This window comes from Proteiniphilum sp. X52, from assembly GCF_003712195.1.
GTDB lineage: Bacteria > Bacteroidota > Bacteroidia > Bacteroidales > Dysgonomonadaceae > Proteiniphilum.
On record NZ_RDSD01000001.1, the window covers coordinates 356,515 to 372,439 of the forward strand.

A 15,925-nucleotide genomic window follows, 5' to 3' on the forward strand; every position below is an offset into this window, starting at 1 on the left:
CGGATCACAAATATAAAACTTAATTTTCACATATACTCTATTTTGTGTAAAAAATCACCAAAAAACATCGCTATAGTGGCATTTTAAGCAATTTTTTTGCTTTTTATTTCTGATAATAGGCTCTGATTAACCCAGGTAAGTTTTCAGTAACTTGCTCCTGGAGTCTTGTCTGAGCCTTCGGATTGCTTTCTCTTTGATCTGGCGGACGCGTTCGCGCGTCAACTGAAATTTATCGCCGATCTCTTCCAAGGTCATCTCCTGGCAGCCGATACCGAAAAACATTTTGATGATATCGCTTTCCCTTTCGGTCAGTGTGGAGAGCGCCCTGTCAATCTCTTTTTGAAGTGATTCGTTGATCAGCGTGCGGTCGGCTACAGGTGCGTCATCGTTCACCAATACATCCAACAGGCTATTGTCTTCTCCTTCTACAAAAGGAGCATCCATGGAGATATGGCGGCCTGACACTTTTAGTGAGTCCGTCACTTTTTCCACCGACAGATCCAGTTCCTGTGCCAATTCTTCAGCCGAAGGCCTCCGCTCATTCTCCTGTTCAAATTTTTGAAAGGCTTTGCTTATTTTATTAAGTGATCCTACTTGATTTAACGGCAATCTGACAATCCTCGACTGCTCGGCTAACGCTTGCAGAATGGATTGACGAATCCACCAAACGGCATAACTGATAAATTTAAACCCTCTGGTTTCGTCAAATTTCTCGGCAGCTTTTATCAGACCGAGGTTCCCTTCATTGATAAGGTCGGGTAAACTCAATCCCTGGTTTTGGTACTGTTTAGCTACCGATACCACAAATCGGAGATTGGCCCTGGTGAGTTTTTCCAGCGCCTGGCGATCGCCTCTCTTGATGGCCTGCGCCAATTCCACCTCTTCTTCCACAGTGATCAGGTCTTCACGGCCGATCTCCTGAAGGTATTTGTCCAAAGAAGCGCTTTCCCGGTTTGTGATTGATTTTGTAATCTTTAATTGTCTCATTTATAATTAATCCTTACTAAATTATCTTATGGTGTATTATTTCGGGGGTGCAAAACTACAAAATATTTCTGATACTTACATAAAAGCCCCGTCAATAAACCATAACAAAGGAATCTGGTATTACACCCAATTCCTTTGCTATAAAACACGAATCACTCCTTTTTTGTTACTGAAAAAGTCGAGATTAACTTTTGTTAACCGATCTTCGTCACCTGATTGTCAAATCGATGGCAATATACTGTGTTCTTCCGTTGGGATAGAATCCCGCTACAAGCAGTACTTTATCCTGGCGGTTGCTGGTGGCCGCTACAATGTTATTTATATCGCTTTCGGTATTCACAGGTGTATTGTTGATTCTCATAATGATAAATCCTTTGTTGATTCCCTCTTTCCGGAAGAGCCCATTGCTTTTTACGCTTTCCACTTCAATACCGCTCGATATTCCCAATGCTTTTTTCCTTTCATCAGGTATTTGCTTGAAGGTGGCGCCCAAAGCGCTTAAGGCATTTGTGCCGCGTGTGATTTCAGTGCTTCCTTCATCGTTTGTCAGTGCGACGTTAAATGAACGGCTGTCACCGTTGCGGTCAACCGTTACGCTGACTTGATCTCCGGGGCGGTATCTGTTCAACTGACTTTGCAATTCGGCGAAGTTGCGGATAGGTACGTTGTTGATAGCGGTAATAACGTCTCCCTTCTGAATACCGGCAGCTTTGGCCGCGCTTCGGTCGCTGAAATCGTCCACAAGGACGCCTCTTATTTGCGATAGTTCGCGTGCTTTATTGGGATCCTGACGCCTGATATTTTCTATGTTTGGTGCCGATATTCCCAGCAAGGCGCGCTGTACGGTGCCGTATTCTTTCAGGTCGGCAGCCACTTTTCCCGCAATTGAGATGGGAACGGCGAAAGCATATCCTGCAAAATTACCCGTCTGTGAGTAAATGGCAGTATTGATCCCCACCAGTTCTCCCCGTGTATTGACCAGCGCGCCTCCACTGTTTCCGGGGTTGACGGCTGCGTCTATCTGAATGAAGGATTGAATGCCTAACCCGCCTCCCATTACATTGCCTCTGTTTTTGGCACTGACGATACCGGCAGTGACCGTAGAGGTCAGGTTAAACGGGTTACCTACCGCCAATACCCATTCTCCCACCCGGAGGGCATCAGAACTCCCGAAAGTGAGATAGGGGAAGTCATCCCCATCAATTTTTAGTAGGGCAATATCGCTCATAGCGTCGGTACCGACCACTTTGGCGTTGAATTCCCGGTTGTCGTTGAGCGTGACCGATACCTCATTGGCATTCTCCACCACGTGATTATTGGTGATGATATATCCGTCCTTGGAGATGATTACCCCTGAGCCGAAACCCACCTGTTCGCGGGGCTGCGAAGGCATGCGGTCACCGAATCCGAAGAAGAAATCGAACGGATTGATATATTGTTGCTGGCTTATTGTCTTTGTTTTTACGTGAACTACGCCGTCGACTGATTTGGCGGCTGCTTCCGTAAAGTCGGGATAACCGTCCGATGTGGTAAGGCTTGTGAGTACTATGTTCTTGTCTTGCGAAAAGGAGTCGGCATAGGCGCTGACTTCTTCTGAAACCCTGTCTCCTGATAAACCGGGGAGCGCGCTGTTTCCGTTGTTTTTAGTTATTATGTTGTAACCCAACAGAGTGATAACGGAAGTTATCATTGCGACCAAAACGATAACAAATACATTTTTACTATTTCCTGTGTTCATAATTCTTTGAATGTTGATGTTTGTCTTAATCTGTTTGCAAATATATGACAAATAGCATGCAGATTTTTTCGCTGTGGATTGACTTTTTAACACTTTTAACGCAAACGAAGATCGATTAACCCGATTTAACCCTATTGTTTTCATTCAGAGTGGTTTTAGCATGACAGATTGACGGAACACCGTGGGTCACTTTCCATAGCGTTTCTTTAATTCCTGGTTTTTCCCGCTTTTGACTGTCATTTTTGTCTGTTTTATGTTTATCTTCCCGTCCTGTTTCGTCTGGTTGCATACTTCCTGAAGCGGATGTTGTTGAGCGGTTGGAAGATATCGTAAAAGGGAAGGTTAACATGGTATTTCCCCGCGTCGAAGAGACGGCTGTTCAGGGTGATCACTCTCCATTGCACTGCGTATCTGATCGCAAAAAGCAATAGCGCTGAAACTGTCAGTAGATGGTTGCCGGTTACCACTCCCAGTGTAATAGTGCCAATAAATAACAGATAGAAAAGATATTTTGAGAATGTTTCCAGTCCGAATAAACGGAAAGAGAATCCCTTGTAATATTGTTTTGAATAGAGATACCCCGACTTCAATGTGCGCCATGAGGAGAAGTGTTTCACGCTGTCAGTCTCCGTGAGGCTCTCCCTGGAAAGTACCACACCCGTCTTTTTTTTGGGGGCGATCCTGTTCACATACAGATCATCTTCGCCGCCTTCCAGATTCAATATGGCGGAGTAACCCTTGTGCTTGAAAAAAAGCTCCTTTTTGTAACCCAGGTTACGACCGATTCCCATGAACGGTTGGCGCAGGATGGCCATGGAGAGGAATTTCAGGTGATGGATAAGGTTGTCATAGAGCATAAAACCCCGCAGGCCTGTTTTTCGGGGAATTTCTAACCGGCTAAAACCCAGCACCACCTCTTTACCTTGTGCGAATTCCTTTCCGTATTCTTTTATCCAGTGTTTGGAACAGGGTTTGCAATACGCTTCGGTAAAAAGGAGATAGTCATTTTTCGCTGCCTTGATACCCAATGTGAGCGCCAGTTTCTTCTCATTGACGCCGTCGGCCTCCGCGGGTACATAGGTATGATAGAGCCTTGAATATTTATGTTGTGCGGCTTTCAGCACCATGTCGGTATCATCGGTCGATCCCCTGTTCACCACAATCACTTCAAAATCGGGATAATCCTGCTCGATAATGAATGGCAGATTCCGCGCCAACTCTTCGGCACTGTTCTTTGAAGTAACAATGACCGAGATGGAAGGCAGCCCTTCATCGGGAACAGGAGATATCTCTTTTCTCTTTTTTTGGTAACTATAAGGCCGTTTATAGAAGAAGAGCCAGAAAAAGAGTTGTATCAGGAAGCAAAGCAATAGGGTGCCTCCCAGGATCCATTCTGTCAGTGTGAATTGGTTGAGCATCATAATTTAAAACTGGTCGGAGAAGTAGGATAGGGGCAAGTCGCGACAGTTGTATCGGGATGCCATGACTTCTCCGTAAGCGCCGGCTGAGCGGATAGCGATCAGGTCTCCCCGGGCACTTTCGTTGAGTAATATCTGTTCCGCGAAGACGTCGCTCGATTCACAGATAGGGCCTACCACATCGTACAGCATAGGCTCTTTCTCGGAGGAAATGTTCTCTATATGGTGAAAAGCCTGATAGAGCGCGGGACGTATCAACTCGGTCATGCCCGCATCCACGATCAGGAATTTCTTTTGGATACCCTCTTTCACGAAGAGTGCCCGTGATATAAGCGAGCCGCAGGGTGCCACCACCGCGCGTCCCAGTTCGAAATGCAATGACTGGTTTTCCTGTAATGGCAGGTTTTTTTCAAAGAGCCGGAAATAAGACTCGAAATCAGCCATCGGGATATGGTTGGGGTGCTGATAGTTTATTCCCAACCCGCCACCAACGTTGATAATCGGTAGTTTGATCCCCCGCGCGTTGAACCATTCCTGCAACTCCTTCACTTTCACACAAAGATCCTCAAATGATTTAAGGTCTGTGATCTGCGACCCGATATGAAAATGGATGCCGCTAAGTTGCAGGTTTGGCGAGGTTTTTATTACCTCCAGAATCCGTGGCAGATCCTGCTCGTTGAGACCGAACTTGTTTTCAGTCAGTCCGGTAGTGATATATTTATGTGTATGTGCGTCCACATTCGGATTGATGCGGAACGCGACCCTTGCTGTTTTCCCTTTTGCCAAGGCCAATAGGTTGAGCACTTCGAGCTCGGGAATCGATTCCACATTGAAGCAGAAGATATCGTTGTCGAGACCCACTTCTATTTCACGATCACTTTTTCCCACACCGGCAAAGACGATCTTGTCAGGGGTGAATCCGGCAGCCAGTGCGGCCAGTATCTCATTGCCGCTGACGCAGTCGGCCCCGAATCCGAAAGAGGCGATTTCTTTCAGGATACGCGGGTTGGCATTCGCCTTCACCGCATAATGCACATGAAAAGGCTTATTCTCTGTCTCTTTTCTGATTGCGTGGAGTGTTGCCCGCAACAATTGTATGTCGTAAAAATAAAACGGTGTGTCGAGACGTTTGAATTTCTCAACGGGAAATATTCCTTTGACCATTGGTGTTAATTTATAAAGATGGAGTTTGCGAAAAGCTCCTTGCCTATCTTGTTTTTTCAGGCGCATCACTATCTGAACGGCAAAATTACGATTTTTTTCCGGTAAAAAAATGGGCCAGATGCAGTTTTTGTTCCATGGGTAGGGTCGCGTCTATCCAGTGAATGAAGAATCCTCGCCGTTCCATGCCCCTGAACCATGTCATCTGCCGTTTGGCAAATTGATGGATGGCAATCTCTAATTGCCGGAACATCTCTTCGTAACTTAACTTACCGGTCACGTGAAGTGTTACGAATTTATATTCCAGTCCGTAATAAATCAGATCTTCGGGTGAAACTCCGGAATCAAGGATACTCCGCACCTCTTCGATCATCCCTTCCTGAAGGCGCGCGTGCAGGCGTGCAGTGATCTTTTGGCGCCGGAGTTCCCTGTCGATATCAAGACCTAATAGGATGCTATTCACTGCGGGGAAGGTGGTGGCTGAACTCTTTTGTCTCGACTTGTGCTCTTCTATTTCGATGGCTCTGATCGCCCTTTTTTTACTGTCGGTATCGGTTGTGTTGTGTAGTGGACGGTAACTTTGCAGGATGTCGGTTAGCTCCTCGAGTGATTTTTGGTCGAGTGCTAACCTCAGTCCCGGATTGGGGGGTACATCAGGAAGATTGTATCCTTTCAGCACCGATTCGATATAAAGTCCGGTGCCGCCGCACAGTATGGGAGTCTTGTCGCGGCCCAGGATGTCGCGGTAGGTTTTATGAAAATCGTGTTGATAGTCAAACAGGGTGTATTTCTCTCCCGGTTCGCGGATGTCGATGAGATGGTAGGGAATAGAAGAGCCTTCTACATTATATTCCGAAAGGTCTTTGCCGGTACCTATATCCATCCGCCGGTATATCTGTCGGGAGTCGGCACTCACAATTTCGCCATCGAGCGTATATGCTAATTGTGCGGCAAACGCGGTTTTTCCACTCGCCGTGGGGCCCAGAACGGTGATCAACGATTTCTTTTCCATGTTACCAACTTCCTCCGGCGCCTCCACCCCCGAATCTGCCCCCGCCACCGCCGCCGAAGCCGCCTCCACCGAACCCTCCGCTCCAACCGCTTCCGCTGCCAAAGCCACCGCTTCTATGCCCACCACTTATTGGCGGGAAGAATAGGGGGGGGCTTGTCCGGTGACCGCCACCGCTGATATGCTGGTCTCCTCCCTTGGAAAGGAAAGAGAGCAACAGTATGATGCCCACCAGGATAATAATGATCACGAAAAAGGGGATTCCTTCCTCTTCTTTGGCATCGGCGACAAATTCACCCGAGAGGCGCGCTATCATTACGTCAATAGCGGCATTCACTCCACCGAAATAATCCTCGTCGATAAAGTAGGGAATCATCTCGTCGCGCACAACACGGCCGGCATAGGCATCATTGATCCGCGCTTCCAGACCGTACCCGGTGGCGATAAATGCTTGTCCGCGGCTATTCCCTATTTTCGGTTTGATAAGGATGACGGCACCGTTGTCTTTACTCTTCTGTCCAATCTCCCATTTCTCACCAAGCCTGAAAGCATAATCGGAGGCGGGATATCCGCCCAGATCGCTTACTGAGACTACATATATTTGTGTGGAGGTGGAGTCGTGGTAGGCACGTAGTTTTTGCTCCAGCGCCTGTTCTTCAGCCGGAGAGAAAATAGCTGCAAAGTCGTTTACCAAACGGTAGGGCACCATCGGTGACGGGATATCCTGCGCCGACAACCCTAAAGAGGAAAAGAATATAAGTATAAGAAGATATTTACTCTTCCATAATAACTTCATCGCCTAATTCATTTATATCATTTTCCGATACAGGATAACGGGACTTGATCAATTCACCCACTTTTTCCACACCTTTGCAGATCCCTTCCGAAATTTCTCCTTTTTTGAAATAAGAGAGCATCTTTTCCAGGGCTTCATTCCAGAATACACCATTCACGGCGTCGTGGATGCCCTGATCGCCGATAATAGCTGTTTTATGGTCGGATGGAGACACGTAGATGAGCACCCCATTACGGAGCCGGGTTGTATCCATCTTCAGTTGATTGAACTTTTTGAATGCGGCTTCCAGCGGATCGCCTTTGCATTGCCGGGCCACGCATACGCGTATCTCTCCCGAAGTATGGCTTTCTGCGAGTTGAATCGATTCGGTGATTCTCTGCAGTTCCTCTTTATTCAACATATCTCAACCGGTTTATATTTTCCCGTCAAATTAAATTGTATGGTGCGGGAAAATTTTCCCAGCATTGTACTTGGCGGACTTTTTCTATCTGTACATTTTGTGACCGGTCATACAAGTCCGGGAAAATCTTCTCAGAATTGTACTTGGGGTACGGCCTGGGCTTCAGAAGTCGCCTCGAAATAAGCTTTCGGTTCAAATTTGAACCATTTCGCATACATCACCTGTGGGAATTTGCGGATATAGGCATTATAGTCCTGCGCCATCTGGTTGAAACGGTTCCGCTCAACCGAGATCCTGTTTTCTGTTCCTGCCAGTTCATCCTGAAGGGCGAGGAAATTCTGGTTGGCTTTCAGTTCAGGGTAATTCTCCTGTATCAGTAACAATCTTCCCAATGCCTGGCTCAGTTGATCCTGGGCCTGCTGGTACTCCTGCAAGCTCTCCGCGGTGAGGTTTTCGGGGTTGATCGTTGTTTGTGTGGCTTTGGCCCGTGCTTCGGTCACCTGGGTAAAGGTCTCCTGTTCGTGCCGGGCGTATCCCTTCACTGTATTCACTAAGTTGGGAATGAGATCGGCACGGCGTTGATAAGCATTCTGCACATTCCCCCACTGTGAGGTTACTGCTTCCTGTTTTTCTACCATCCGGTTGTATCCCTGGCATCCGGTAAGGCCCATCGCACCTGCAACGATCAGTAAAACGAAAGATAATTTTCTCATTTGGTTCTATTTATGAGTTATGAATTGCCAAATTATGAATTGCCAACCGCTAACTACCCATTCAATTAGTCCCCTTAGCAGATGGGCACATTAGTCGCATTGGCACTACTTGTCGGGATTATTCGCATTGTCTTGTCCCTTCCTGCAAAAGTAAAACAATTTTTTGTTCCTACTGTCTGCCACAAGAGATCTTAACAGATATAAATAACAGATAAACGGAGAGAAAAGTTTTTTTGAATGAATTATGCAGATCGATCATCATCCCCAAATTCAAAACAGTTTCTTAAAGTCCCAGGCAAGAAAAACAAAGAATAAATAAAACTTTTTTATATCTTTGCCCGTTGGAAGAATGTATAGGTGAATTGACGTAAAAAAATAAAATAATCGTATGAGACGAATTATTCTCCCTTTTTTGATAATAACTGTATGCTCATTCGGAGTGATAGCTTCCGGAGTTGAGAAAAAGGTCGCCCAGAAGCCAGATTCTATACCGGTGATAGATAGCCTGGATCTGTTCCGGGATATTACCGATATCAGCAGGCAGATTGAACGTCGCAGAGCACAACCCCAAGAGATAGATGGCAGTGCGATAATTTCTCCGCGGCAGCCTTCTGATACGCTTCCCGATAGCATTATTATTTCTCCGGTTTCGAGCCAAACACCGAGGAAAACCGTTCCTATGGTACCGGTAGATTCGACACCTTCATACCGGAACCCACTTGATTTCATCTATCTCAGGAAAGAGAATGGTACGCTGCAGCTTCCGGTAAATCAGGGCAGTTTTGAATCAATGAGTGGACTTACATTCCGGGACACACTTTTTTATAATCCGCTTTTTCTGCCGATGATATTTACAGGAGAGATGCTTCCTCGGGAGTTGTCTTTATATTCTGAGGAAAAGGATGGAGATAAAGGGGTACTTATCCCGCGGGAAAAAACTTTTGCTCCCCGGCTCAATCATATCGACTTTGTACGGAATGTGCGGCGTGATTATTATATGAAGTATCCTGACCGGATCAGATATTCCGTGGCAAGTTTCGACTCAATACCGAGTCTGAAGTCTGATGATCAGGTTGTAAGAGAGACATTCAATCCTTTCCGCGAATTGATAAAGGCAGAAACGACTTATTCGTTGGATGCGCCGGGTATTGAAGGAGTTACCATTGGACGGAAATATTGGGTTCGTTCCGGTGAACACTCTTTCCAGTTTGCGCAAAACTATTTCTCTGACAACTGGCATAAGGGGGGGGTTAACAATTTGAACTTCAATAGCCTTCATATAGTGCGGGCGAATTATCAGAAAGATAAGGTGAAATTCAATAATACCTTCGAATGGCGTTTGTCCGTTTTTAATGCCCCTGACGATTCCTTACGCAAGTACCGTATCGGTAATGACCTTATTCGCTACTATGGTGACTTCGGTGTGGATGCTTTTGGTAAAGGATGGTCTTATTCTACGAATTTGGAGGCGAAATCGCAGTTGTTCAACACCTATCCTGTCAATTCGAACGATATTCTCTCGTCATTCATGTCGCCTCTGTATGTCAATGCCGGGATAGGGTTAAAGTATAATCTCGATAAACCCTCCCAAAGGGTACGGCATCGCCGGGTGAGATGGGAGCTGGCCATCGCGCCCATCTCCATAAACTATACCTATGTGTTGAATAATTCTGTGGAGGTGAAGCGGTTTGGTATTCAGGAGGGAAAGAAATCCCAACTCGATATCGGTAGTACCCTTACATCGATATTGAAGTACGATATCACAAGGTATATCACATGGGATTCACGTCTGACCTACTTTACCAGCTACGAAAAGGTTATTTCGGAATTTGAGAACAGCCTGAATATGTCATTGAGCAATGCCTTCTCCACGCGTATATATGTAAATATGAGGTTTGACGACGGGGTTCCTCCCGATCCCAAGTTCAAGCATCTGCAAGTGAATCAGACTCTCAGTTTCGGGTTGAATTATAAGTGGTGATATCAACCGAAGCGCGCTTCTTTCCCGAAGTGATATCCGTTCAGGAAATCAATGGTGTTCATTCGTTTCTTGCCAGGCATCTGAAGTACGGTAATTCGTAAGAAACCGTCTTTTGTAGCCACATCGAGATATGTCTTATGGTCTGTTTCAATGCTTCCTGGTTGTAGATCGTGGATGCTGTTCTCAATCGGTTCACCGGCAAACAGTTTGAAGCGGAGTTTCTCTCCCTGGTTAGCGGAGAATAGTTCCGTCCACGCTGCGGGATAGGGCGATAAGCCGCGGATAAGGTTATATATCTCCCGCGCGGGTTTGTTCCAGTCGATCTGACAATCCTCCTTGAATATTTTGGGTGCATTCTTTAGCTCGGATAGGTCCCTGAAAAGCTTATCCTGCGGGACGGATTGTACATCCCCTTTCAGTATGGCATCGACGGTTTTCAGCACCAGTTGCGACCCCATGATCATTAGTCGGTCGTGCAGAGTGCCTGCATTGTCTCTATCGTCGATCGTTGTCTTTTCCTGGAATATTATCTTGCCGGTATCAATCTCGTGTGAAAGAAAGAAACTGGTCACGCCGGTTTCCTTTTCCCCGTTGATAATGGCCCAGTTGATGGGAGCAGCGCCCCGATACTGGGGAAGGAGGGATGAATGGAGGTTGAAGGTCCCTTTCGGAGGCATTGCCCATACCACTTCGGGTAGCATGCGGAAGGCCACTACGACCTGCAGGTCGACGTCCAATTGTTTCAGCTCATTCAGGAACCCTTCATCTTTCAGTTTTTCGGGTTGTAAAACAGGAAGTCCCCGCTGTGACGCATATTGTTTTACCGGCGAGGGTTGCAGTTTATAACCTCTACCCGCGGGTTTATCGGGCATAGTGACAACTCCCACTACATTATATCCGTTCTCTACAAGCGCTTTCAGCGACTCTACGGCAAATTCGGGAGTTCCCATGAAGAGGATACGTAATGATTTTTTGTCCATGCGGTTGAATTTTTGAATTGTGAACTTGGAACTTGGAACTTGGAACTTGGAACTTGGAACTAAGAACTAAGAACTAAGAACTTAGAACTGGGAACTAAGAACTTAGAAAATAGGTGATTAACCGGATCCCTCTATACGCCGTTTTCCTTGTCCGCCGTTTTCCTTGTCCGCCGTTTTCCTTGTCCGCCGTTTTTCTTGTCCGGCGTTTTCCTTGTCCGCCGTTTTTCTTGTCCGGCGTTTTCCTTGTCCGTCGGTCATTTTCCCACCCTACTCATCCGTTTCGGAATAATTTTCGACCAATACCTCCCTGTAGGAGTTGAATACAGATGATTGAGACAGGAGGCCCTGATAGACTCCTTTATGGTCTACTACCGGCAAATTCCATGCTTTGGTGTTTTCAAACTTTGCCATTGCCTCCTCCATGCTGCTGTGTATTTCTATCGTGGCGGGAGCTCCCACCATGAATTTCTCCACCGTGAAACGGTCGTACAGCTCAGGGCGGAACATAATGTTGCGGATATCGTTCATCAATACGAGTCCCAAGAGAATACCGTTGTCATCTACTACCGGGAAAATATTCCGGTTACTGGTAGAGATTACTTTTACCATATCGCCAAGGGTCATTTTCGGCGTTATGGTTGGGATGTCTTTCTCAAGCAGATCTCTGATCTTCAGGAAAGTAAGTATGGCCTTGTCTTTATGATGGGTGATCAGCTCTCCTCTTTTGGCAAGGCGGATAGCGTAAATGCTATGCTTTTCGAAGACCATGATAGTCCCATAGGAGAGTAGGGAGACGATCATGAGAGGTAAAAACAAGTCATAACCACCTGTCAACTCCGCGATAAGGAAGGTGCCGGTAAGCGGAGCATGCATTACTCCTGCCATTACCCCCGCCATCCCCATCAGAGCGAAATTTTCCTGCGGGAGGTAAACGGTATGTCCCAATTGATTGAGTGTGTATGAATAGACAAACCCGGCAATACAACCTAAGAAAAGGGTAGGAGCAAACACTCCTCCGGTACCGCCTCCGCCGTTGGTGGCACTGGTGGCAAATACCTTAAAGAGGATGACCAGCACCAGGAATGCGACAATAGTCCATCTACTTTCCAGTTGATGAAAAAAACTTTCTTTGGTGAGCGATTGGAATAGATCTCCCCCGGCTAACAGGATATTGATGGTATTGTATCCTTCACCATAGAGCGGTGGAAAAAAGAAGATAAGCAAACTCAGCATGGTTCCTCCAAGCAGGAATTTCTTCCAGTGTGACAGTCGGTGAAAAAGCCCTTCCAGACGACTCATGATACGGATCACATACAAGGACAGGAATCCGCAGAGCATCCCCAGAAAAATTACGTGGGGAATGCGGTTGAGGGTGAAAGGTTCGATCAGCGTGAAAGCGAACATGGCGTCCATGCCCGTAAGGATGTATGACACGGTGGTGGCTGTGACAGCCGTTACCAGGAGAGGCAGGATAGACGACATGGTGAGGTCGAGCAGCAGTACTTCTATCACAAAGAGAATTCCGGCAATGGGTGCTTTGAAGATGCCGGCGATGGCACCGGCGGCACCACAACCCACAAGAATCATCAGGCTGCGTTGTTCCAGTTTGAAGAATCTGCCCAGATTGGAGCCGATAGCGGAACCTGTCAGTACGATCGGCGCTTCCGCTCCTACCGACCCCCCGAAGCCGATAGTAATGGAGCTGGCCACCAACGATGAATAGATGTTGTGTGGTTTGATCCGGCTTTTGCGCTGGGAGATGGCAAAGAGGATTTTTGTAACACCATGGCTGATATCGTCTTTTACCACATATCTCACATACAGTCCCGCAATCAGGATGCCTGCAATAGGGTAGAGCAGGTAGGAGAAGTTGAGATTGGGACGGCTGAAATTTTCGGTGAGAAAAACCTGAAAGAAGTGGATCGCTGTTTTCAGGAAGAAGGCGGCCAATGCCGTGAGAATCCCCACTAAGAAGCAGACGAACAGTAAAAAATGACGCTCCTTTATGTGTCTGTCGCGCCAAATAAGAAATGTATTGAATCTTTCTGTCAGTTGCATCGGAGTACGGTACATTTTCGTTAAGCGAATACAGAATTAAAACTTGTTTTAACTCTGTCGAGCATAGCACTATTTCGATAAGTGAGGGCAGAAACAAAGCTGCTTTGGTTTTGCCGAACGTGGAAATAGTCTAAAGCATTTAAAATAGTAGAATGAAATTCAAAATGGCTATCAATAATAGCCTTTATGCAAAGATAATTATTTTTTACTTGCGTATAATTTTGATGGAGCCGTCTTTGGCCAGTTTCACGATCGCCGACGGTTTGGCTTGGCTTTGTTCTTTTTGGCGGTATGTGACGATGTAATCCACACCTTCTCTGACGGCCTGTCCGATTTGTGAAAAGGAGGATGGGGACGAGTCTCCGCTTATGTTGGCCGATGTGGACACGATGGGCTTATGGAATCGCCTGCACAATTCCATAGAAAAAGGCTCAGTGGTGATGCGGATGCCAATGGAACCATCCGGGGCAATGAGATTTGCCGCCAGGTTCTTAGCTCCATCGTAGATAATGGTGAGCGGCTTGTCGGCCAGATCTATCAAATCCCATGCAATATCGGGCACATCCTTTACGTATGCCTGTAACTTTGCCGGGTTATCCAACAGCACGAGCATCGATTTGCTATCGTCGCGTTGCTTCAGTTCGTAAATGCGTTGTATGGCCTCTTCATTGGTCGCGTCGCAACCAATACCCCAGATGGTGTCGGTGGGATAGAGAATGATTCCCCCCTTTTTTAATATGTCGCACGCTTTTTTTATATCGTCTTGCATACTTCGTGAAAAAAAAAAGTTTGACCTTACAGTTTGAGCTTTTGCATGATCAATGCGTGGTAAAATGAATCTTCCGAAGAAAGCCACTCTTCCAACAGCCCTGTCTGCCGGTAACCCGTCTTAGCGAACAAACCGATACTACTATTGTTTTTTTCGGGAATGATCGCGTAGAGCTGTCTCAGATTCAGGAACCGGAACGCATAATCTTCCAGCAGCATGAGTGCTTGCCCCGCATAGCCTTTACGCCGGTGTTTGCCGTCAATCAATATCCCCACACCGGCTCTTCGGTGAAACGGATCAAAATCATACAGGTCGACGGCACCGATGCATTCGTCGGTTTCCCTGAGTGTTACCATCAGCCGTAACTGTTTGTCCACATATATGTCATGCTTATAATCGATCAGATATTGTTTGATGGAGTACCGGGAAAAAGGGACAATAGAGGCGCCGTTTTGCCAAAGGGCCGTGTCGTTCTCCCAGGCATAAAGCAAATCCAGATCCTCCGGTTCGGGAGCACGGAGGCTGAGAATATTATTTTCCAGGAACCTGTTCATTTTCCGGATATTTATATTGGATGGGTTCTGCGATATCTTCTCTATCCTCAAATCGTTTTCCCTGCTTTTCTCCGGCTTTTCCGTCATCGATCCGGCTGTGATCCCCGTAAGACAGATTTGGGTGTAATTGTTCTTCTTGTCGTTGTTGTTCTTCTTCTTTCCCCGGCGAACCTTGTTTTGCGGGCGTTTCAGTGAGGTTTTCCAACTCTTGGTATGATGGTTTGCAAAAGAGAAAAACAATAAACAATACTACCGTAAACCAGAAAAAATTCATATTCCGCGAAAGGATAAACAGGATAATATGCGTCAGCGTCACCGCGCTGATAGTGTACAGACGCATGAAAGAGGCATTTTTATATTTTTCGGTGGCTCTCTTGGTTTCTGCGGGACGAGGCATTTTCTTTAATTGATGGGCGAAAAATTTCAGTGAGGAGGGGATGGCTATGATAGAGATCATGATGGCATATCTCTCAGTCGTGACGCTAATGACCTCTCCATTGGCAAAGAATGGAATCAGGCTAGATATGGCAAGCAGGAAAATAGTCGCCAGCAGGATGATATTTCCATAATAATGCCCTTTCAAGAGCCTTATGGTTTTCTCCATTGTATTCACGTTTTTCATATTATTTCCCTTTTTTCATCATTACATCGACTTACCTGCTCGTTTCATTTTGAAACAAGTTTATAGGATTCATCAAACGGCGTCCGGTTCAAAATGGAGCGGCCCAGTGTCACCTCATCGGCATACTCGATCTCATCGCCGATGGATACCCCTCTGGCTATAATGCTCACTGTTACCCCATAAGGCTGAAGCTTGCGGTAGATGTAAAAATTGGTGGTGTCGCCCTCCATGGTCGCGCTGAGGGCAAGAATCACCTCCCGGACTTCGCCCGATTTCACCCTCTCTTCGAGACTGGCTATTTCCAGATCGGACGGGCCGATACCGTCGATAGGGGAGATGATACCCCCTAAGACATGGTAAAGGCCGCCAAATTGCACTGTTCTCTCAATGGCCATTACCTCCTTTACATTCTCCACCACGCAGATCAAAGAACGGTCTCGGGATTGGTCACTGCAAATATTGCATACCTGGGTATCGGAAATGTTATGACAGACAGCACAATATTTAATCTCCCGCTTCAATTTCAGCATGGTGCCGGCAAAGTTGGCTACCCTGTCTTCATCCTGACGTAACAGATGAAGTACCAGTCTCAATGCTGATTTTCTACCAATCCCGGGAAGATTGGCAAATTCATTGACTGCATTTTCGAGTAATACGGATGGATAAGGACTGTTCATTTACCTAACATTTTCGAGTGGCACAAAGATACGATGATTCAATTTATCGGACAAATAACTTT

At 46.4% G+C, this 15,925-nt stretch carries 16 protein-coding genes; 1 reads left to right on the forward strand and 15 read right to left on the reverse strand.

Going from position 1 to position 15,925, the window contains the following annotated elements:
- Positions 1-126 precede the first annotated feature (126 nt).
- From D7D25_RS01190 to D7D25_RS01225, 8 genes are all read right to left on the reverse strand, one after another.
- Complete coding sequence (locus D7D25_RS01190; protein ID WP_019538504.1) at positions 127-987, reverse strand: RNA polymerase sigma factor RpoD/SigA; 861 nt, start codon at positions 985-987, stop codon at positions 127-129.
- 208 nt (positions 988-1,195) lie between these two features.
- On the reverse strand, positions 1,196-2,725 hold the full coding sequence (locus D7D25_RS01195; protein WP_122967354.1) for a Do family serine endopeptidase: 1,530 nt from the start codon (positions 2,723-2,725) through the stop codon (positions 1,196-1,198).
- A gap of 257 nt (positions 2,726-2,982) precedes the next feature.
- Positions 2,983-4,146 (reverse strand): glycosyltransferase, encoded by a 1,164-nt coding sequence (locus tag D7D25_RS01200; RefSeq protein ID WP_122967138.1) that lies wholly within the window; start codon positions 4,144-4,146, stop codon positions 2,983-2,985.
- A 3-nt stretch (positions 4,147-4,149) separates the two neighbouring features.
- Positions 4,150-5,307, reverse strand: coding sequence for a diaminopimelate decarboxylase (gene lysA, locus D7D25_RS01205; RefSeq protein WP_122967355.1), 1,158 nt, complete (start codon positions 5,305-5,307; stop codon positions 4,150-4,152).
- A gap of 85 nt (positions 5,308-5,392) precedes the next feature.
- Positions 5,393-6,316, reverse strand: coding sequence for a tRNA (adenosine(37)-N6)-dimethylallyltransferase MiaA (gene miaA, locus D7D25_RS01210; RefSeq protein ID WP_122967139.1), 924 nt, complete (start codon positions 6,314-6,316; stop codon positions 5,393-5,395).
- A gap of 1 nt (position 6,317) precedes the next feature.
- Positions 6,318-7,109 (reverse strand): YgcG family protein, encoded by a 792-nt coding sequence (locus D7D25_RS01215; RefSeq protein WP_122967140.1) that lies wholly within the window; start codon positions 7,107-7,109, stop codon positions 6,318-6,320.
- On the reverse strand, positions 7,087-7,509 hold the full coding sequence (locus tag D7D25_RS01220) for a TPM domain-containing protein (protein WP_122967141.1): 423 nt from the start codon (positions 7,507-7,509) through the stop codon (positions 7,087-7,089). The genes D7D25_RS01215 and D7D25_RS01220 overlap by 23 nt, the downstream gene beginning before the upstream one ends.
- A 131-nt stretch (positions 7,510-7,640) precedes the next feature.
- The gene (locus D7D25_RS01225; protein ID WP_122967142.1) at positions 7,641-8,222 is read right to left on the reverse strand and encodes a LemA family protein; all 582 of its coding nucleotides are present in this window, start codon (positions 8,220-8,222) and stop codon (positions 7,641-7,643) included.
- A 388-nt stretch (positions 8,223-8,610) separates the two neighbouring features.
- Here D7D25_RS01225 and D7D25_RS01230 point away from each other — a divergent pair, with 388 nt between their 5' ends.
- Positions 8,611-10,203 carry a DUF3078 domain-containing protein gene (locus D7D25_RS01230; RefSeq protein WP_122967143.1) on the forward strand — a complete coding sequence of 531 codons (1,593 nt, stop codon included), beginning with the start codon at positions 8,611-8,613 and terminating at the stop codon, positions 10,201-10,203.
- A gap of 2 nt (positions 10,204-10,205) precedes the next feature.
- On the opposite strand, the gene fmt is transcribed toward D7D25_RS01230, so the two are convergent.
- The 7 genes from fmt to recR form a co-directional block, all read right to left on the reverse strand.
- On the reverse strand, positions 10,206-11,183 hold the full coding sequence (fmt, locus tag D7D25_RS01235; RefSeq protein WP_122967144.1) for a methionyl-tRNA formyltransferase: 978 nt from the start codon (positions 11,181-11,183) through the stop codon (positions 10,206-10,208).
- 117 nt (positions 11,184-11,300) lie between these two features.
- Positions 11,301-11,441, reverse strand: coding sequence for a hypothetical protein (locus D7D25_RS17910; RefSeq protein WP_158602504.1), 141 nt, complete (start codon positions 11,439-11,441; stop codon positions 11,301-11,303).
- A gap of 9 nt (positions 11,442-11,450) precedes the next feature.
- Positions 11,451-13,241 carry a chloride channel protein gene (locus D7D25_RS01240; RefSeq protein WP_122967356.1) on the reverse strand — a complete coding sequence of 597 codons (1,791 nt, stop codon included), beginning with the start codon at positions 13,239-13,241 and terminating at the stop codon, positions 11,451-11,453.
- A gap of 205 nt (positions 13,242-13,446) precedes the next feature.
- A complete protein-coding gene (locus D7D25_RS01245) occupies positions 13,447-14,010 on the reverse strand; it encodes an L-threonylcarbamoyladenylate synthase (protein ID WP_122967145.1) in 564 nt (187 codons plus the stop codon).
- A 26-nt stretch (positions 14,011-14,036) separates the two neighbouring features.
- Positions 14,037-14,564 carry a GNAT family N-acetyltransferase gene (locus tag D7D25_RS01250; protein ID WP_122967146.1) on the reverse strand — a complete coding sequence of 176 codons (528 nt, stop codon included), beginning with the start codon at positions 14,562-14,564 and terminating at the stop codon, positions 14,037-14,039.
- Positions 14,542-15,186 (reverse strand): hypothetical protein, encoded by a 645-nt coding sequence (locus tag D7D25_RS01255; protein WP_122967147.1) that lies wholly within the window; start codon positions 15,184-15,186, stop codon positions 14,542-14,544. Before D7D25_RS01255 ends, D7D25_RS01250 begins: the two co-directional genes overlap by 23 nt.
- A 44-nt stretch (positions 15,187-15,230) precedes the next feature.
- Positions 15,231-15,863 carry a recombination mediator RecR gene (gene recR, locus D7D25_RS01260; protein ID WP_122967148.1) on the reverse strand — a complete coding sequence of 211 codons (633 nt, stop codon included), beginning with the start codon at positions 15,861-15,863 and terminating at the stop codon, positions 15,231-15,233.
- Positions 15,864-15,925 lie beyond the last annotated feature (62 nt).